14 protein-coding genes are annotated in these 17,131 nt (G+C 68.1%); 4 read left to right on the plus strand and 10 right to left on the minus strand.

The genetic code is table 11. The features are described 5' to 3' along the window. Window positions 1-28 precede the first annotated feature (28 nt). Entirely contained in the window at window positions 29-703 is a 675-nt protein-coding gene (locus tag ACFQV6_RS34975; protein ID WP_378031953.1) for an SDR family NAD(P)-dependent oxidoreductase, read from the minus strand. Between the two features lie 186 nt (window positions 704-889). On the opposite strand from ACFQV6_RS34975, the gene ACFQV6_RS34980 reads away from it, so the two are divergent. Next, complete coding sequence (locus ACFQV6_RS34980; protein ID WP_378031954.1) at window positions 890-1,780, plus strand: helix-turn-helix transcriptional regulator; 891 nt, start codon at window positions 890-892, stop codon at window positions 1,778-1,780. A 352-nt stretch (window positions 1,781-2,132) separates the two neighbouring features. Here ACFQV6_RS34980 and ACFQV6_RS34985 read toward each other — a convergent pair whose 3' ends face one another. The 4 genes from ACFQV6_RS34985 to ACFQV6_RS35000 are packed head-to-tail and all read right to left on the minus strand — an operon-like array spanning window position 2,133 to window position 10,164. After that, window positions 2,133-5,405 (minus strand): discoidin domain-containing protein, encoded by a 3,273-nt coding sequence (locus ACFQV6_RS34985; protein WP_378031955.1) that lies wholly within the window; start codon window positions 5,403-5,405, stop codon window positions 2,133-2,135. Further along, window positions 5,402-6,835, minus strand: a complete 1,434-nt coding sequence (locus ACFQV6_RS34990; RefSeq protein WP_378031956.1) for a glycoside hydrolase family 43 protein — start codon at window positions 6,833-6,835, stop codon at window positions 5,402-5,404. Before ACFQV6_RS34990 ends, ACFQV6_RS34985 begins: the two co-directional genes overlap by 4 nt. 11 nt (window positions 6,836-6,846) lie before the next feature. Continuing rightward, window positions 6,847-9,267: a beta-L-arabinofuranosidase domain-containing protein gene (locus ACFQV6_RS34995; RefSeq protein WP_378031957.1), complete on the minus strand. Its 2,421-nt coding sequence runs from the start codon at window positions 9,265-9,267 to the stop codon at window positions 6,847-6,849. 57 nt (window positions 9,268-9,324) lie between these two features. Further along, complete coding sequence (locus ACFQV6_RS35000; RefSeq protein WP_378031958.1) at window positions 9,325-10,164, minus strand: hypothetical protein; 840 nt, start codon at window positions 10,162-10,164, stop codon at window positions 9,325-9,327. Window positions 10,165-10,715: 551 nt separating this feature from the next. Between ACFQV6_RS35000 and ACFQV6_RS35005 the strand changes: the two genes are divergently transcribed. Then, window positions 10,716-11,255, plus strand: a complete 540-nt coding sequence (locus tag ACFQV6_RS35005) for a hypothetical protein (protein WP_378031959.1) — start codon at window positions 10,716-10,718, stop codon at window positions 11,253-11,255. A gap of 60 nt (window positions 11,256-11,315) precedes the next feature. On the opposite strand, the gene ACFQV6_RS35010 is transcribed toward ACFQV6_RS35005, so the two are convergent. Both ACFQV6_RS35010 and ACFQV6_RS35015 read right to left on the minus strand, forming a co-directional pair. Next, entirely contained in the window at window positions 11,316-11,642 is a 327-nt protein-coding gene (locus tag ACFQV6_RS35010; RefSeq protein ID WP_378031960.1) for a winged helix-turn-helix domain-containing protein, read from the minus strand. Then, a complete protein-coding gene (locus ACFQV6_RS35015; protein WP_378031961.1) occupies window positions 11,639-12,136 on the minus strand; it encodes a hypothetical protein in 498 nt (165 codons plus the stop codon). The genes ACFQV6_RS35010 and ACFQV6_RS35015 overlap by 4 nt, the downstream gene beginning before the upstream one ends. Before the next feature lie 432 nt (window positions 12,137-12,568). Here ACFQV6_RS35015 and ACFQV6_RS35020 point away from each other — a divergent pair, with 432 nt between their 5' ends. Continuing rightward, complete coding sequence (locus ACFQV6_RS35020) at window positions 12,569-12,817, plus strand: hypothetical protein (protein ID WP_378031962.1); 249 nt, start codon at window positions 12,569-12,571, stop codon at window positions 12,815-12,817. A 247-nt stretch (window positions 12,818-13,064) separates the two neighbouring features. On the opposite strand, the gene ACFQV6_RS35025 is transcribed toward ACFQV6_RS35020, so the two are convergent. After that, window positions 13,065-13,937 carry a sulfotransferase domain-containing protein gene (locus ACFQV6_RS35025; RefSeq protein ID WP_378031963.1) on the minus strand — a complete coding sequence of 291 codons (873 nt, stop codon included), beginning with the start codon at window positions 13,935-13,937 and terminating at the stop codon, window positions 13,065-13,067. A 427-nt stretch (window positions 13,938-14,364) separates the two neighbouring features. Here ACFQV6_RS35025 and ACFQV6_RS35030 point away from each other — a divergent pair, with 427 nt between their 5' ends. Then, window positions 14,365-15,117 (plus strand): CPBP family intramembrane glutamic endopeptidase, encoded by a 753-nt coding sequence (locus ACFQV6_RS35030; protein WP_378031964.1) that lies wholly within the window; start codon window positions 14,365-14,367, stop codon window positions 15,115-15,117. A 222-nt stretch (window positions 15,118-15,339) separates the two neighbouring features. Here the strand turns inward: ACFQV6_RS35030 and ACFQV6_RS35035 are convergent, their stop codons facing one another. Then, window positions 15,340-16,191 (minus strand): helix-turn-helix transcriptional regulator, encoded by an 852-nt coding sequence (locus ACFQV6_RS35035; protein ID WP_378031965.1) that lies wholly within the window; start codon window positions 16,189-16,191, stop codon window positions 15,340-15,342. Next, window positions 16,169-17,083, minus strand: coding sequence for an SDR family oxidoreductase (locus ACFQV6_RS35040; RefSeq protein WP_378031966.1), 915 nt, complete (start codon window positions 17,081-17,083; stop codon window positions 16,169-16,171). Before ACFQV6_RS35040 ends, ACFQV6_RS35035 begins: the two co-directional genes overlap by 23 nt. Window positions 17,084-17,131 lie beyond the last annotated feature (48 nt).

A 17,131-nucleotide genomic window follows, 5' to 3' on the forward strand; every position in this document is an offset into this window, starting at 1 on the left:
GGCGGCGAGAGTGCTCACCCACTCGCGGCTACCAGGCACCGAGTCTGCCAGCGGCTGACCCGGTAGCTCCCATTAGGTTGGTGCGGGTGAGGCCGGGATGGGCCAGCGCGCTGACGATCGGCGAGCCCGCGGCGCGCAGGCGGCGGTCCAGTTCGAGGCCGAAGATCGTGGTGGCGAGCTTGGACCGACCGTAGGCGGAGGCGGCCCGGTAGTCGCGCTCGAACATCAGGTCGTCGAAGTCGAGGTGCGCGTTCTTGTGGGTGATCGAGCTGAGGCTGACCACGCGGGCCCGACGCGCCGCGGCCAGGTTGCCGAGCAGCAGTCCGGTCAGCGCGAAGTGGCCCAGCATGTTGGTGGCGAACTGCAGCTCGAAGCCGTCGGCGGAGGTGCGGCGCGGGCCCAGCAGCACCACACCGGCGTTGTTGACCAGCAGGTCGATGACCGGGTGGTCGGCGGCCAGTTTCGAGGCGAACCCGCGTACCGCATCGAGCGACGCCAGATCCAGCTCACGCACCTCGACATCGCCGCCGATCCGGCGGGCGGCCTCCTGGCCGGCCGCGGTGTTGCGCACGGCGAGCACGACGTGCGCGCCGTGCCGGGCCAGCTCGGTGGCAGTGACCAGGCCGAGGCCCGAGTTCGCGCCGGTCACGACGGCGACTTTGCCGTGCTGGTCGGGGATGCGGTCGGCGGTCCATCCGGTCATCTGCGGCTCCTCGGGAGTTGGTGTGCTGAGGCACCGACTGGGGGTGTCGGTGTACTGAGGCACCGACTGGGTGTCGGTGTGCTGAAGCGCCGACGTTAGGGGCGATCCGGGGCGCCTCCGTCGTTCTCGGTTGCCTAGGTCCGCGGGACCTACCTTCGGTGGTCCGGGCCGCGGCAGACTTGCGGCATGAGCAGCCACCATCCGTACGCTCGTGAGCTCGGCGACTTTCTGAGGGCCCGTCGCAGCCGGCTGCGTCCGCACGATGTGGGCCTGGAGCCGGGCGGCCGTCGCAAGGTCGCCGGGCTGCGGCGTGAGGAGCTGGCCCTGCTGGCCGGGTTGAGCACGGACTACTACCAGCGGATGGAACAGGGCCGTGAGGTACGCCCGTCCGACGACGTCCTGGAATCGCTCGCCGCAGCGCTGAGCCTCGACGACGAGGAACGCCGGCACCTGTTCACGCTGGCCCACGCCGCCCGCCGCCCGGTGCCCGCCCGGGTGAACCGCGAGCCGGAGCGGGTGCCGGACAGCACACGGCGGCTGCTGCGGGTGATGGACACCCCGGCGGTCGTCCTCAGCCGGCACTTGGACCTGCTCGACTGGAACCCGATGGCGGAAGCCCTGCTCGGCGACCCGTACGGTCTCCCGCCCGATCGCCTCAACATGCTCCTGCTGATGTTCGACGACATGCTGACCAGCGGCCGAACCTGCTCAGACTGGGAGCGGCAGGCCCTCGACTACATCGGCATGATGCGCGCCGCCGTCGCCACCGACCCCACCCATCCCCGCGCCACAGCGATCGTCGGCGAGCTGAGCATCCGCAGCGCCGAGTTCCGGCGGCTCTGGGCCCGGCACGACGTCCGCGAATCGGTCAGCGGCTCCAAGACCTTCCGGATCCCCGAGGTCGGCGACATCGTCCTGGACTGGGACACCTACCCCCTGCCCGGCAGCCCCGGCCCGGTCATGCTCGTCTACACCGCCGAACCCGGCACCGCCGACGCCGACCGCCTGCATTTGCTGGCGACGTTGCACGCCACCCGCTCAGCGCCCACCGGCAAGCGCGGTGGGCGGGACGCGTGACTCGGGCCATCAAGCACTCACGGTGAGCGGGTCTGAGGCCGTTTCGCCGTTGTGCGGAACCGCGGAGCGGTGCTGACCACCACGAGGTTCCGCAAACCCACAACGCAAGCCCCGCGCGTGACCCAGCCGACCACCGAGCGTCACAAAAGGCCCGCACCCCGGCCGACTACCGGGCGTCACAAAAGGCCCGCACCCCGGCCGACTACCGGGCGTCACAAAGGCCCGCACCCCGGCCGACCACCGGGCGTCACAGCTGGGTCGGGGGTGCGGATCAGACCGGCGACCGCCCGCGAACGGCTGTGCGCCGGCCAAGCTTGCGGGCCCGCAAGGGGATGCGGGCCCGCAAACCGCGTCAGGCGTACGCCTTGACCTCCAGGAGGCCGACCGACGACGCTCCGCTGGTCAGCGCCACCCGCAACCGGGTCGTGCTGATCTGACCGAACGACACCTGGTTGTACTGGTTACCCACAGCCGGATAACCGCTCGGTGAGGGGACGTCGACGTAGGCGCTTCCGTTCCAGTACTGCAGTTTCCACGAGGCGGGCAGGTCGATGCCCTGGCCGTCGTCGAAGAAGTAGATCTGGGCCGAGCGCAGGGTCTGCGCCGCGGGCCAGGTCAGTTCCGCCCACTGCTGGCCCGTGTTGGGCCACGTCCCCCAGCGCGGGTTGACCGTGTCGTTGGAGGACGGCGGGTCGATGCCGTCGTTGATGGCCGCGACGTTCTCCCACGACGAGGTGTAGGAGGCGCTCGGCGTCGCCGAGGCGGCGAGGTTCGGGTTGGACGGGACGGTGCCCTGGCCGTAGAGCTTGACCTCGGTGAGGCCGGCCTTGGCGCTGCCGGACGGCTGGGTGAACTGGATGCGCAGCCGCGCGGTGCTGACCGGCGTGAAGGTCACCCTGTTGTAGTTGGACTGTGGCGTACCGGGGGTTTTGACCTGCGAGGCCGCGTCGACCCAGGCCGAGCCGTTCCAGTACTGGACGTTGTAGGCGGACGGCGGCCGGTACCGGTTGGTGGCCCGGTCGTTGCGGAAGTAGATCCAGGCCTCGTCGACCGTACGATTGGCCCCGAAGTTGAGCTCGAACCAGTCGGACGCGTTGGCGCTGCCGTAACTTCCCCACAGCGGTGAGTTGGTGGGCAGGCCGTCGATGGCCGCCGCCGGCGAGGTGCCGGAGGTGGTGTACGACGCCGAAGCCGCCGCCCCCGCGGCCAGGTTGGGACGCGTGGAGGTGAGGTCGACGCCCGCCTTGGCGAAGATGTCGACCACCCGCGCGCTGCTCTGCACCACGTTCTGCGGTGCCTGCATCCCGGAGAAGGCCGCGTTGTACGACACCGTGCCGGTGGCGCCCGGGAAGGTGACCGCCCCGGTGGCCGGGTTGTAGACGAACGGCACGAGCCGGTCCACAGTGGCGACCCGGGTCCCGTTGAGGAAGATCGAGTAGCCCTGCGGTACGCCGGTGTACCGGGTCACGCCGTCCGCCGGGTCGTCCCAGACCACGGACAGGTTGGCGTTGCGGTAGCGCAGGTTGTTGACCGCGAAGTGCGTCCACCCGATGTTGATCGGCGACAGCTCGATCTGGGCGTCGTTGCGCGGCCGCAGCCCGGCCACGTCCTCGATGATCGTCCAGTTGCTGCTGCCGAGGATGTTGTGGTGGATCCACGACCGGTACGTGATGGAGTTGCCGTTCCAGTCGGCCCAGAACTCGTTGGCGTCCGGCCAGGCCGTGTTGCCGTCGACGTACTGCGCGTAGGCGTTCCAGTAGAGCAGCTTCTTGTAGTCCTCGTTGTTCATCCACGAGTTGGGGTAGTTGCGCAGCACCGACGAGTAGAGCCGGAACTGCACCGTCGAGTTGATCGTGGAGAAGTTGTTGCTGCCCGGGTTGCCGGCCGCCGCTGCCGCCGCCTTGTCCTTCTGGTTGGCGGTGTAGAACGGGAAGATCGGGTATTCGGCCTGGTCGCCGAAGAGCCGCAGCGCCTCCCGGTACTGGGCGGTGTTCGGCATCAGCCCCACCGAGTACGGGTAGTAGTTGTTGATCTCCTTCCACGGCACGTGCGTGTTCGTCGAGACGTGCTTGTGCTCGAGCAGCTGCCGGGCCGGGTTCCACAGGGTGTTCACCACGCCGTTGCGGATCCGGTCGGCGAGCGTCTGCATCTCGGTCGCCTTGGCGGTGTTACCCATCAGCGTGTAGGCGTCGCGGGCCGCGTTGGCCGCCGACCACACGTACGCGGTCTCGGCCCGGTCCAGGTTGCCGGACCGCCAGTGGAACGACACCGCATCGGCGTCGTTGCCGGTCATCGCGCCCCAGTCGTACTCGATGACGCCGTTGTTGTTGGTGTCGTAGGTCGCCAGCTGACCCTTGGCGTCACCCTCGGCGTAGCGGGCGAAGTTGTTCAGCATCGCCGGCTGTCCGCCGTGGATCTGGTAGGCCCGCCACGCCGCCTCGGCGATGTACTGGGTGTACGAGTTCGACCAGTTCTCCGGGTCACCCGGATTGTCCATGAACCGGCCGTTCGCCGAGTACTGCCCGACCGCCAGGTAGGGACCGTACGAGTACTCGGCGTTACGCAGGTACTTCAAGTCGTCGATGTGCATCGGCTGGGTCAGCGCGATCGCGTTGTTGTAGCCGGTCACACCCTCGATCGACTGCGGGAACTGGAAGTCCTGCCCGGGGATGTCCGCGTCGAGGTGGTTGAAGCGCATCAGCCACCAGCGGTAGTAGATGTTCTTCTTGATCGCCGCGTCCGGCACGTCGATGTAGGGCACGTTGTCCGCCCACCACCGGTTGTAGTCCCGCACATGGGTGGCGAACGCGTTCGGGGCCGTCAGAGCCCGGTAGGCGTCGTACTCCGTACGGGATTGGGGGATCTCGTTGGCGACCAGGCCCAGTTGCACCTTGACCGTGACCGTCTGCCCGGCCGCGACCGTTACTGATCGGCTCAGGGCGCTGCCCGAGGGCGTGAAGCCGTCACCGGAGAACCGCGGGTAGAGCGTGGTGAGGTTGTTCTTCACCGCCCGCGTGCCGGTCAGTTCGGTGCCGCTGACCGTTGTCGCGTAGGGCGACGTGGCGTTCAGCTGCACGGTCGCCGAGGCGCTGCCCGTGTTGACCACCGCGACGTTGGTGACCAGCACGTTGTTGTTGGTGATGAACTTGGTGACGTCGAGCCGGACCGAGCCGCCGGTGTGCACGCTGCGCCAGTGGCTCGGCGTCTGCCGGCGCTGGGCCGGCTGCTCGGTGAACGTTCCCGGCGAGGCCGTGATCGCGTAGGCGTTCTGGCTGCTGATGTTGTCCCAGTAGGCGGCGTTACCGCCGAAACCGATCACTGCGGGGTTGTGCGTGTACATGAACGCCGCGCGCCCGCGGGTCATCAGCCAGGGCCCGGCCGGGTCGTTACCGGTGCGGGCGAGCAGCCGATCCATCCAGAAATCGGTGCCGCCCGCCTCCGCGTCGTAGATCGCGCGCATGGTGTCGCCGGTCGAATAGCCGACCGGCGGCGCCGGGATCGAACCGGCGCCGGTGAAGGTGGGATAACCGATGGGCTGGGCGGCCTGCGCCGGCGTGGCCTGAGTGGTCAGACCGGCACCAATCAAGATCAAAGTCATCGCGTACGCGGAGAGCCGGCGCCTCACGACTGGAACGCCTTCCACTCGAGGACTCCTGTGGAGAGACCGGTGCGTGAAGTGATCAGCAAGCGAAGACGTGTTGAGTTGACTGGATTGAACGTGATGACGTTCTCAACATTGCCTGCGGTTCCACATGTTGACTGGCCGGGTGCGTCAACATATGCACTGCCGTTCCAGTACTGGATTCGGCATGAAGCGGGCAGATCGATGCCCTGGTTGTCGTCGAACCAGTAGACCGAGCTGCGGTTGATCGAGCGGGCCGCCGGCCACTGGTACTCGATCCACTGGTTGCCCTGCTCGGGCCAGTTGCCGTAGGCGAGACTCGACCGATCCTGCGAGTTCGCCGGCGTCCCGCCGTTGTTGATCGCCGCGAGGCTCTCCCACGAGGACACATAGGACGTCGACGCGGTCGCCGACGGTGCGATGTTGGTGCCGCTGCCACCACCGCCGCCACCCGGGTTCGGCGGCGGGCCGGCTGTGGTCTGTGTGACCTGCTGGATGGTGCCGTCAGCGTTGAAGTACAGCCGGTCCACCGCCACCGACCTGCGGAAGTTGCCACCGCCGGGCGCGTTCGCGTTGTGGTAGACGATGTACCACTGGCCGTTGAACTCGACGATCCCCGCGTGGTTGGTGGTCGACGACGTCTGGCCGAGCACGATGCCGCGGTGCGTCCACGGCCCGAGCGGGCTGGTCGCCGTCGCGTAGCGCTGGCAGGCGTAACTGGAGTTGGTGACGCAGCCGCTTGTGTCGTTGGCGGCGTACATCATGTAGTAGAGGCCGTTGCGCTTGAACATCCACGGGGCCTCCCAGTAATTGGTGAGTCCCGCCGGCGTTACCACCGAACCGACCGTGTCGATCATGTTGCTGGCCAGCTTGACCGCACGCACGCCCCAATAGCCGCCCCAGTACATGTACGCCTGGCCGTCGTCGTCGACGAAAACCGTCGGGTCGATGTTGAGCCCGGACGAGTTGGGAGTGCTGTCGCTGATCAGCGGGCCGCCCTTGGCGTCGGTGAACGGGCCGAGCGGAGTGTCACCGACCGCGACGCCGATGTTCATCCAGCCCGCGCCGTTGCCGTTGATCGAGGTGTACCAGTAGTACTTGCCGTTGCGCGGCTCGACCTCACCGGCCCACGCGTCGGCGCCGGCCCACGGGAAGGTGCCGATGTTCGCGCGGGCGCCGTTGTCGGTCCAGTTCGCCGCGTCGGTCGAGGACAGCACGTGCCACTCGCGCATCACGAAGTTGTTGTTGCCGCTGGCCGCCTCGTCGCGGCCCGCGTAGATGTACATGGTGTTGCCGACGACCAGCGGTGCTGGATCGGCGGTGTAGATATTGGTGATGATGGGGTTGGCGGCCTGGGCCGGGGTGGCGACCGCTACCGCGGCGACAGCGGTGACCAGCGCGCACAGAGCGGCCGGCCATCTCCTCCTGGACATCTGACTCCTCTTCACTGACCGGTGGCGTGCAGTTGAGAAACCTCGGACGCGGACAGGGCCCGGCTGGAGATCCGGAATCCGTCGACGGCCGCGGTCAGGTAGGGATCGCCGGCGTACTGCGAGCGGCCGATCCAGTTCTGGGTGGTGGAACCGAGCGCGGACGGGCGTACCGTCAGCGCGCTGTTGCGGGCCACCTCGGCGCCGTTGACGTAGAGCACGCCGAGGTTGCCGGTGTGGGTGACGGCCACGTGCGTCCACGTTCCGGTGGGCAGCGCGGCCGGTGCGTCGATGCGCTGCTCGCCCCCGGCGCCGCCGGCGGAGATCGCATACCGCGCGGTTCCCGCGCTGCTGCGGGGCGTGAGGAACAGGTAGGCGCCGGTCCCGCTGCCGAAGTCGAACAGCCGGGTCCAGGTCGCGGCGGCGTCGAGGCGCACCCACGCGGCGATCGAGAACGAGGCGGCGCCGGCCAGGATTCCGGCCGGGAGGCTGATGTACGCGTTGCCGCCGTTCAGAAGGACCGCGTTGCCGCTGCGTCCCGTCGTGCGGGTCGTGCCGCCGTTCAGCGTGCCGTTCCAGCCGTTGCCGGTGGCGTCGACCGCTGTGGTGCCGGACGTCTCGTCGAAGGGATAGTGCGCTTCCCGGGCGCCCGCGGCGACGCTCCAGTAGACCGAATACCGCTGGCCGTGCGTCTTGTAGAACGGGCGGAGCAGCACCGACCCCGCGGTGTACTCGAGCGGGGTGCCGGTGGGCGTGAGGCTGCCCTGGCTGAGCGTGGGCAGCGAGCCGAGGTTCGTGCTGCCGAACTGCCCGGCCAGCACGATCGGCCCGTGCTTCACCGCGCGGACCGCCGGGTTGTCCGGGGTGGGTTCGAGGGTGAGGGCCATCGGCAAGCTGATGTCCACGGTGTCGCCGCTCGCCCAGGTCCGGTTGATCGCCAGGTACGAGCCGGGCACGGGTGAGCCGGTGAGGGTGCCGTTGACATGGACCTGGGCGCCGCTGGTCCAGGACGGGATGCGCAGGCGCAGATCGATCGCCCCGGAACCGGTGATCGTGAGCCGCGACGTGGAGGTCTCCGGGTAGGTGGTGTCCTGCCGGATCGTGATGCCGCGCCCCGGCCAGGTCAGCGTGGAGGCGACGAACAGGTTCACGTACAGCGTGGTCCCGTTGTTGAAATAGATGCTGTCGCCGAACTTGGTGTTCGTCTCCATGCCCGTGCCGTGGCAGCAGGTGAAGTTGTCGTAGTCGTTGCTGTACGTCTTGATCCCGCCGGCCCGCAGCGGCACGTAGTAGCAGTGGTGCCCGTTCGCCGAGTTCGGGTTCTGCGCACCGAGCAGGTGGTTGTAGAGCGCCTTCTCGTAGAAGTCCATCAGCTCGGCGGCCCGGCCCGGGTCGGTGAAGAACAGCTGCCGGGTCAGTTTGAGCATGTTGTACGAGTTGCAGCACTCGCAGGTCGTGTCCGAGAGCTCGCTCGCGATCCGGTTCGGAGCCTGGAAGTACTCGCCGTTGGAGTTGCCGCCGATCGCGTACGAATGCTGTCGCACCACGAAGTTCCAGAAGTTGACGGCGATGTCGCGGTACCGGGTCGTGCCGGTGGCGTGGAAACCGCGGATGGCGGCGAGCGCCTTCGGGATCTGGGTGTTGGCGTGGAAACCGGCGAGTGCGTCGGTGTTGTTCGCCAGGGGGTCGAGCACCTGGGCGTGGTCGAAGTACTGGGCGGTGGTCAGGTGCGCGGTGTTCTCACTCTGCTGATAGAGGTTGAACAGGGTCTCGCCGATGCCGCCGAACTCGACACGCAGCATCTGCTGCCGCTGGGCGTACGTCAGACGGCTGTTGCGAGCCTGGACCCAGGCCGCCTTGCGCGCAAGGACCGTGAGGGCCTGGGCATTTCCGGCCAGCTGGTGCTGATCGAGCAGGCCCTGCACGATCTTGTGGAGCGTGTAGTACGGCGCCCATACCTGCTGGCCGGTCTCCACCCGGTCGATGAAGCTCTCCGGATAGGCCGACAGATAGCCGTTGGAGCGCTGGCAGAGGGCCAGTTGCGCGACCAGGTAGTCGCCCTTTGTCTTGTACGCGGTGTCGCCGGTGCTCGCGTACGCCTGGGCCAATGCGGTCAGCACGTGGCCGATCGAGTGTCCGCGCAGTTCGGTGGTGGGTGATTCCCAGCCGCCGCACGGGGTTGCCGACGACGAGAGGCCGGCGGTCACCCGGAACATGTGCAGCAGCCGGTCGGCGTTGAGGAACTTCAGGTAGGTGTGTGTGCGGGCTGCGTTGTCGGCGAACGGGCCGGGCAGCAGGCGGACGGCGGTGAGCGGGAACGCGTACGCCGAGACGCCGTTGTCCGGGCGCGCTTCGGCGGCGGTTGTCGACAGCAGGCCGCCGGAGGCGCCCGCGGCTGCGGCGCCGGCGATCAGTACGGAACGACGGGAGGGCATGGGTGGCACCTTTCGTCGGGCGCCCCGGCCGGATCGGATCCGGCCGGGGCGTGGGAATCAGTAGCCGTAGCGGCTCTTCAGGTGCCGCCACCAGTCGCGGAACATCCACGCGTCGAACTCGGTGATCTGCGTGGAACTGCCGGCCCGCATGATGAAGTTGCTGACACCGCTCGGGGTCCAGTCGTAGAAGTCGTCAAGACCCCAGGTATGGCCGATCTCGTGCAGCAGGATGTGCATGTTGTTGGCGTTGATGTTGTTCATGAAGTACTCGCGGCCCACCCGCTGGCCCCAGTCGCCACCCGCGCCGCCGCCGAAGCCGTCGGTCAGCCACAGCGACTGGTCGTAGTGCCGGGCGGCACCACCGGGACAGTTGTTGTACTGCCCGTTCTGGTTGAAGAACCGGCCGCACGGTGCCGCGCACTGCGGCGCGTTCTCCCGGATGTCGTTGACGTAGATGTCCACCGAGTTGTCGCTCCACTGCAGCTGGGAGCGGTTGCGGACAGCCCAGCCGACGACCCGGACCGGAACGCTGGAGTACGGCCAGGCGTTGTGCCCGACCAACTCATCGGTCCACTTCTTGTACTGCCGGGCCACGGCGGCGTGGATCTGGTCGCGCTGTGCCGCGGTCACGGTCGCCGAGGAGTCCCAGCGAACGCAGTAGTTGATGTAGCCGCGGTTGGCCATGACCTGGTCCCAGCCGTAGTTGCGGAACCCGTACAGATTGCCGTTGTTGTAGGTCTGCTCCTGGTGCTGCCAAACCTGGTTGAGCGGCGTGACCAGGTTGGACGGCGGGCTCCAGGTGGGGGGAGCGGCGTGCGCGGCGGCCGGGATGAGGCTCGCGCCCACCAGGACGGCGATGATCGCCGTGAGGAGGGCTCGCACCGGTCGTGTTCTCATGGAACCTCCATGACATAGACGTGCATCTATTCCTTTGACAGTGGTGCACCCCCGTGTGAATTGCGCAGCTGTGATCGCCGGGTGCCGGCTCGCGGCCATTTCCCGGGCGGCCGTGCCCGGCCGCCGGGTGCCCCTGGTTCGCGAGGTGACCCGGGCGAGGACTCCGTCCATCTGTCCCCTGTGGAAGTCAGGTTCCCCTACGAAAACGTTTTCGGCAAGATGTGCAACGGGTTACGAATAGAAACTCATCAGCGGTCGATCCCGCTGGTAGCGTCCTCGCAGCCGGTACGCGCGGCACCGAAAGGGCGTTTGCGTCAGGCGGAAATCCCCGGGCCCGGCATGATCTTCACGGCGCCCGTGCCCGGGTCCGGGCCGGCGGTCCGCCGGGTCCGGGCCGGCGGTCCGCCGGGGTCCTGGCCGGTGGTCCACCCGGGTTCGGGCCGGTGGTCCGGACCCGGCAGATCCACGCCGCGGTCCGTGCCGAAGCGGACGCCTCGCGGTTGACGGATCGCTGGTTGACGGATCGCTGATTGGCGATGTCCGCTGAACCTATGACTGCGATCGTGGGCCTGCTGCGCAAGGGCGCCGTCTACATCGGTGGCGACAGCGCCGGTGTGAGCGGCATGAACCTGTCCGTCCGCGCCGACACCAAGGTGTTCCGCAACGGCGCCTACCTCTTCGGGTTCACCACCTCGTTCCGGATGGGCCAGCTGATCCGGTACTCACTGGCGCCATCCGCCCCGAAAGGTGACCTCGATCGGTTCATGACCACCACGTTCGTCGACGCGCTGCGGGACTGTCTCAAGAGCGGCGGGTACGCGCGTAAGGAGGAGGAGCAGGAGATGGGCGGGACGTTCCTGGTCGGGGTGCGTGGCCGGCTCTTCGTGATCCACGACGACTACCAGGTGGGCAAGGCCGCTGACGGGTTCGCGGCGGTGGGCTGCGGTGATCAGGTGGCGCTGGGCGCGTTGTTCGCGACGGCGGGGCGGGGGATGAAACCCCGGGCTCGGGTACGGCTCGCGCTGCGGGCGGCGGAGCGGTTCAGTGCTGGGGTACGGGGGCCGTTCGTCTGCCTGTCGCTGCGGTCCTAGCCTTTGGCCGGCCGGGTATTCGCCGGCTGCGCTTTTCGGCCGGATCGCTTCTTGGTGGGATCAATGAGTCAGCTGGTCGGGCAGAACGGCCAGGCCGGCTTGCGCGACGATCTTCTGCAGTGCGGCGACGTGGTCGGTGAACGCCCGCTGTCCCTGCGGGGTGAGCTGGGCCGACGTACGCGCGCGCTTGCCGACGAAACCCTTGCGGATCTCGACGTAGCCGGCCTCTTCGAGGGTGGTGAGCTGCTTGGAGAGCGCCGAGTCGGAGAGGCCGAGGGTGTCACGGAGGAACCGGAAGTCGGCCCACTCGGTGGCGGCCAGCAGGCTGACGAGGGAGAGCCGGGTCGGCGCGTGGATCAGCTCGTCGAACCGGGGCGTGCCGCTCACCGGGAGCCGCCGAGCGGCCGGGACAGCATCACCCGGCGAAGATACGCCATCAGGCGCGGCCCGCCGAGGGCCAGGCCCACCGCGACCGGGAGACAGCCGAGGGTGGCCGGCAGGGGTACGCCCAGGGCCTCCAGCGTGAAGCCGAGCGCGACACCCGTGGCGACGAGCACGACGGTGAACGCGGTGATCGCGAGCGCGCCGCGGACGCCGATCAATTCCGGTCGGACCTGGACGCGAGCTTTACGGACCACGGCGAAGATCAGGGCGCCCAGGCCGAGCGCGTAGACGACGCTGCCGGCGGCGACGAGCCAGTTGATCTCGCTCTCGACGGCGGCGACGAAGAGCACCATGAGGCCGCCGATGCTGTACCAGAACCAGGGCGGGACGAGGTTGGTGTCGACTACCTGGGCGCGGCGGGCCTGCATCTCGGCCAGAGCGATCTCGGCGTCGACGGGCGGGATGTGCGGTGTGGTCATCACTTCCTCCTCGAGCATGTACTTTCCTGCTAGGAAAGTAACCGTCACTTTCCCGGTTGGCAAGTACTTTCCTCATTGGATGCTCGATGGGCTGGGCTAGTTGTGGGTGCCGTCTCGAGCCTGTCTCGAGCGGGTTGAGGCGGCACGGGGAGTGGTAACGGTCCGAGAACGATCTGGATGGGGTGGGGCTTGCTGTGAGAGCGGTGTCCGCGGGGTCCAGGTGCGGGTGCCGCGGATGGCCTGAGCTGCGGCTGATCTTTTTCGGGGCAGGTTCACCTGGGTGGAAGCGTTGGGTGAGTGGGCGCTCTCGATCATCACTGTGCGTGGTGGGGTGTCGTGTGTGAGTGACGCTGCGACAGCGGTGAGTAGACATTTTTATGATCCACACTGAACCGGTGGGCCCCGTCACGTGTATATAGGGACAACGGTGACCGGTGAGGGGGAAACATCATGGCCGATCGCGCCCAGTTGGACCTCGTGCTGCTCGAGTCGATGGCGGGCCGGATCCGCGGGGCCGGCAACATGCTCGGCGTCCCCGGCCGGAGCAGACCCGGCCCGCGCGGTGACGGCGAGGCCACACCAATCTTCGCCGAGCTGCTCGCTCAGTTCTCCGGCAGCGCGGCTCACCTGGCCACCGGCCTCTCCGACTATGCGGCACGACACTCCGCCGCCGGATGCACCGCGGACGGACCGTGTTGAGGCAGTGGCACCGCGGGAACGGTGAGGTGCCACCGCAGGAGCGCTGAGGTGGCACCAAGGAGCGTTGTGGCACCTAGGAGCGTTGTGGCACCTAGGAGCGTTGTGGCACCTAGGAGCGTTGTGGCACCTAGGAGCGTTGTGGCACAAGGAGCGTGGAGTGGCACAAGGAGCGTTGGAGCGGCATCGCGAGGCGCTGACGTCACCCGCTCCGGACGTCACCCGCTCCGGACGTCACCCGCTCCGGACGTCAGCCGTTGCGGACACCGGCGGTGGACGGGTAGCCGAGGAGCTCGATGAGGTTGCCGGTCGAGTTGTCGAAAGCCTCGGCTATGTCGTCGTCGAAATGGTTCTTCCAGTCGCCGGGTTCGCCCTTGCGGTAATGCGAGATCGAGCCGGCGCTTTTGCGGTCGTTCATTTTGGAGAAACTGTATTTTGACAGCAGCGTCTCCAGCTCGGGTGGCGGAATGATGATGCCGCAATGCCGCATCAGTCGGTCCACCTGCTCGGTCTGGTGCTCGCCGGTCAGGTCCTCATAGCGGAAAAGGCGGATGTTTTCCGACTCCGGAGCTGCCGCCCATGAGCGGATTGCCTTGAAAGTCCCCTTCTTCGTGAGATGCTCCACCAGGTAGATCATCCCCTCCTTCTTCGGCTTCTCCAGAAGGACCTTGCGGACCTCGAGCACGTCGCCCATGGGTGCGTGCGAATTGCGGGTGGAGAAATAGCTCGAGACGAGCAGGTCCCGGGGATCCCGGTAGACGAAGAAGGCGCGGTGCTTCTCCGGCTTCTCGATCTTGTCGAAGCGCTTGCGGGGGAAGAAGAGGGAGAGTGCGACGCGCTGGGGAGGGCAGACCCGTGGGTGGCTCCAGTTGTAGAACCGGGGGTCGTAGGTCAGCAGGCCGGAGTGCTTGTAGACGATGGGGTCGCTGAACAACTCCTTAATCCACTGGCTCGCAGTTTTGCGCACTGCGCAATGATAGATGTTTGTGTATTCACAGCGCTCGGTCACCGGAACCGTGAGGCGAAGACGCGCGTTGTGTGTCTGCTGCAGTGTGCGGCGGGCGACGACCCTGAGGGAATCGGGTGTGTTCTGCTTGGCGAACATGACGGTGCGATTGAACATCGTCCTTACCTGCGCAGTCGGGGGATTTCTCGAATTTACGAGCACGACAAAGCATGGCGGAAGCGCTGAGAGGGCCTCCGCTGGCGTGTTGCGCCGCAGTTTACAAGAATTTCGACTGACTTACTACAGTATCGATCCGCCGCTTTTGGATATTGCGGAGGTCGATGTCTTCAGCAATTTAACAGGAAGTTGCCAGTGCACTGTTCTTGACGAATCCGGGGGTGTGGGCCCCGGAAGGCGGACGAGGGCGCCGGAGCGGGGCCGAGGTGCCGGCGCGGCGGCGAGGGGCGGGCGCGGCGGCGAGGGGCGGGCGCGGCGGCGAGGGGCCGGCGCGGGGGCGGGGTGCTCGGGAGGGTGACGAGTTGAGCGTCACAGGAAGTCACCTTTGACGTTATCTTGGCGGATCCGCGGGTACTGTCTGTTTCCCGTGTCCGACCGTACGTTTGCCCTCGTTCTCCCGCCCGGCCAGCTTTCCCGCCGGCGGCTGGTTCTCGTGTTCGGCGCGGTTCTGGTGATCTTGGCGGCGGTGAATGTGGCCAACAAGTTCGGTCCGCCGCACACCGGGCTGGTGGCCGGGCCGCTCGTGGCGCTGGGGCTCGTGCTGCTCGGCAGGCGGGCCGGTCTGAGCTGGCACGACCTCGGGCTGTCCAGGCGGACGCTGGTGCCGGGTCTGAAGTACGCGCTCGGTGCCGTCCTTGCGGTGGCAGTGGTCTACGCGATCGGTGCCGCTATCCCGGCTACCCGGCCGGCTTTTCAGGACGTGCGCTATCACCTGCACCTGAGCGCCGCGCTGGTGACCGCGTTCGTGGTGGTGCCGCTCGGCACGGTGCTGCTCGAGGAGGTGGCCTTCCGGGGCGTACTCCTCGGTCTTGTCAATCGGCACCGCGGTGCCGCCTGGGCGAGCGTCGTGTCGTCGGTGCTGTTCGGGCTGTGGCACATCCTGCCGTCCCTGCGCCTGGCCGAGGCCAACAAGGCGGTCGGGTCGGCGCTGGGCACCGACGCCGCCGGGCAGATCCTCACCGTGCTCGGGGCCGTCGCCTTCACCGCTGTGGCCGGCATGCTGCTCTGCGAACTGCGCCGCCGCAGCGGGAGCCTCCTCGCGGCAGCCGCTCTGCACTGGGCCACCAACGGCCTGGGCCTGCTGGTGACCGCGGCCCTGGCGACGGTAAGCCTGACCTGAGCCGGTCAGCCTGAGCCGGTCAGCCTGACCCGGTCAGCCTGACCCGGTCAGCCTGACCCGGTCAGCCTGAGCCGGTCAGCCTGACCCGGTCAGCCTGACCCGGTCAGCCTGAGCCGGTCAGCCTGACCCGGTCAGCCTGACCCGGTCAGCCTGACCCAGTCAGCCTGACCCAGTCAGCCCGACCCGGTCAGCCTGACCCGAGCCGCGAAGGGCCGAAGTAGGTCAGGACTGGGCGGCCCAGGAATCGGTGACCGGGCCGAGGACGGACAGCAGCTCGAGGCGGGCGTGGCTGGAGCTGCCGGGCGTGGCCGTGTAGACCACCAGCTGCTGTGACTGATCCGGATCGATGAGCCGCTGGCAGTTCAGCTCCAGCACACCGACCTGCGGGTGCACGAAACGTTTCGCCGCGCAGTACGGGCCCGGCACCGGATGCTCGTGCCAGAGCTCCGCGAACTCCGGACTGGCCGCGAGCAGCGCGTCGACGATGGCGCCGGCGCGGGAGCCGGGGCCGTCCCGGGTGTACGACCCGAGCAGGTCCGCCACGATGACCCTGCTCTGCTCCGCCCGATCCTGCTCGGGATGGATCAGGCGGGTCGCCGGCTCGGTGAACCACCGGTGATGCAGGCTGCGCGCCAGGCCGGTGTGGACGCTCTCGTCACCGATCAGCGCCACCGACAGCCTCGTCTGCAGCAGGGTCTCGCCGAGCGGGGACACCACCTGGGCGGCGGCGTCCCGCAGGCCGTCGAAGATGCGGAGCATGCCCGGGTTGACGTGGCCGGAGTCCGCCGAGCGGCGCGGTGTCGCGTACCCGGCGAGCTGGAACAGGTGGCCACGCTCCTCCAGGGACAGGCGCAGGCCCCGGGCGAGCGCCGAGAGCATCTGTTCGGAGGGGTGCGGGCCGCGCGGTTGTTCCAGCCGGGTGTAGTAGTCGATCGACATGTCGCTGAGCACGGCGACCTCCTCCCGGCGCAGGCCGCGGGTGCGGCGGCGCTGCCCGCGAGGGAGTCCGGCATCCTCGGGCTGGAGCGCCTCCCGGCGGGTGCGCAGAAACTCAGCGAAGCGAGCGCGATCCATGCATCAACTCCAGGGACTGGTCCCACAGCCGGGCCGCCTGATCGAGATCGGATGCGGAGCGGTAGACCGTCAGCTCGGCCGGCCCGCCGGTGAACTGCCCGAATCCGTCCGGCCCGTAAAGCTTGCCACCTCCGGCGGCGGGGCTGGTTGCCGCGTACAAAATAGGTTGTAGTCCCTGATCGATGCTGTGCACGAGCACGCCCCATCTGGCCAGCCGCGTCATGATCGCCTCGTGCGGTGCGGGCCGTTCGCGTCCCAGGTTCGGGCCGGCGGCATAGAGGCCGGTCAGCGTGGTGCCGGGGTGGGCCGCGTTGCTGACGATGGCCGGCTCGCGGCGGTCCAGCTCGAGGGCGAACAGCAGATTCGCCAGCTTCGACTGCCCGTACGCGCGAACCGCCGAATAAGGGCCGGTGCGGTTGAGCTTCGCCTGCCGGGCAGCGCTGCTGGTCACGGTCGTCACCCGTGCCCGCCCGTCCCGCAGAAGCGGCAGCAGCCGGGTGGTGAGGGCGAAGTGGCCGACGTGGTTCGTACCGAATTGCAGTTCCAGACCGTCGGCGGTGGCGTGCCGGGTGGCCGGCGCCATCACGCCGGCATTGTTGACCAGGATGTTGATCGGCCGGCCCTCGCCGGTCAGGCTGTCCGCCAGCGCGGCGACCGAGGCGAGTGAGGCCAGGTCCAGGCTCCGCGGCGCGACCGAGGCGCCCGGCACCTCGTCGCGAATGCGGCGGGCCGCGGCCTCGCCCTTGGCCTCGTCACGCACGGCGAGCAGCACCTCGGCGCCGGCGGCGGCCAGCCGGGTCGCGAGGCCCAGGCCCAGCCCGCCGCCGGCACCGGTCACCAGGGCGAGGCGGCCGGTCAGGTCGGGCATCGGCGATGTCGTCACTTTTCTCATGCCTCAACGCTGCCGCAGACCGGGAACGGCAACCATGGTGTGTCGTTA

It is taken from the genome of Actinoplanes sp. GCM10030250 (assembly GCF_042666575.1).
GTDB lineage: Bacteria > Actinomycetota > Actinomycetes > Mycobacteriales > Micromonosporaceae > Actinoplanes.

What these genes read in the sequence shown, in the direction of transcription:
- ACFQV6_RS35000 (WP_378031958.1), bottom strand. Translation starts at nt 10,164, where the DNA reads ATGAGAACACGACCGGTGCGAGCCCTCCTCACGGCGATCATCGCCGTC.
- ACFQV6_RS35035 (WP_378031965.1), bottom strand. Translation starts at nt 16,191, where the DNA reads ATGGATCGCGCTCGCTTCGCTGAGTTTCTGCGCACCCGCCGGGAGGCG.
- ACFQV6_RS34995 (WP_378031957.1), bottom strand. Translation starts at nt 9,267, where the DNA reads ATGCCCTCCCGTCGTTCCGTACTGATCGCCGGCGCCGCAGCCGCGGGC.
- ACFQV6_RS34990 (WP_378031956.1), bottom strand. Translation starts at nt 6,835, where the DNA reads ATGTCCAGGAGGAGATGGCCGGCCGCTCTGTGCGCGCTGGTCACCGCT.
- ACFQV6_RS35005 (WP_378031959.1), top strand. Translation starts at nt 10,716, where the DNA reads ATGACTGCGATCGTGGGCCTGCTGCGCAAGGGCGCCGTCTACATCGGT.
- ACFQV6_RS34980 (WP_378031954.1), top strand. Translation starts at nt 890, where the DNA reads ATGAGCAGCCACCATCCGTACGCTCGTGAGCTCGGCGACTTTCTGAGG.
- ACFQV6_RS34975 (WP_378031953.1), bottom strand. Translation starts at nt 703, where the DNA reads ATGACCGGATGGACCGCCGACCGCATCCCCGACCAGCACGGCAAAGTC.
- ACFQV6_RS35025 (WP_378031963.1), bottom strand. Translation starts at nt 13,937, where the DNA reads ATGTTCAATCGCACCGTCATGTTCGCCAAGCAGAACACACCCGATTCC.
- ACFQV6_RS35015 (WP_378031961.1), bottom strand. Translation starts at nt 12,136, where the DNA reads ATGCTCGAGGAGGAAGTGATGACCACACCGCACATCCCGCCCGTCGAC.
- ACFQV6_RS35040 (WP_378031966.1), bottom strand. Translation starts at nt 17,083, where the DNA reads ATGAGAAAAGTGACGACATCGCCGATGCCCGACCTGACCGGCCGCCTC.
- ACFQV6_RS35020 (WP_378031962.1), top strand. Translation starts at nt 12,569, where the DNA reads ATGGCCGATCGCGCCCAGTTGGACCTCGTGCTGCTCGAGTCGATGGCG.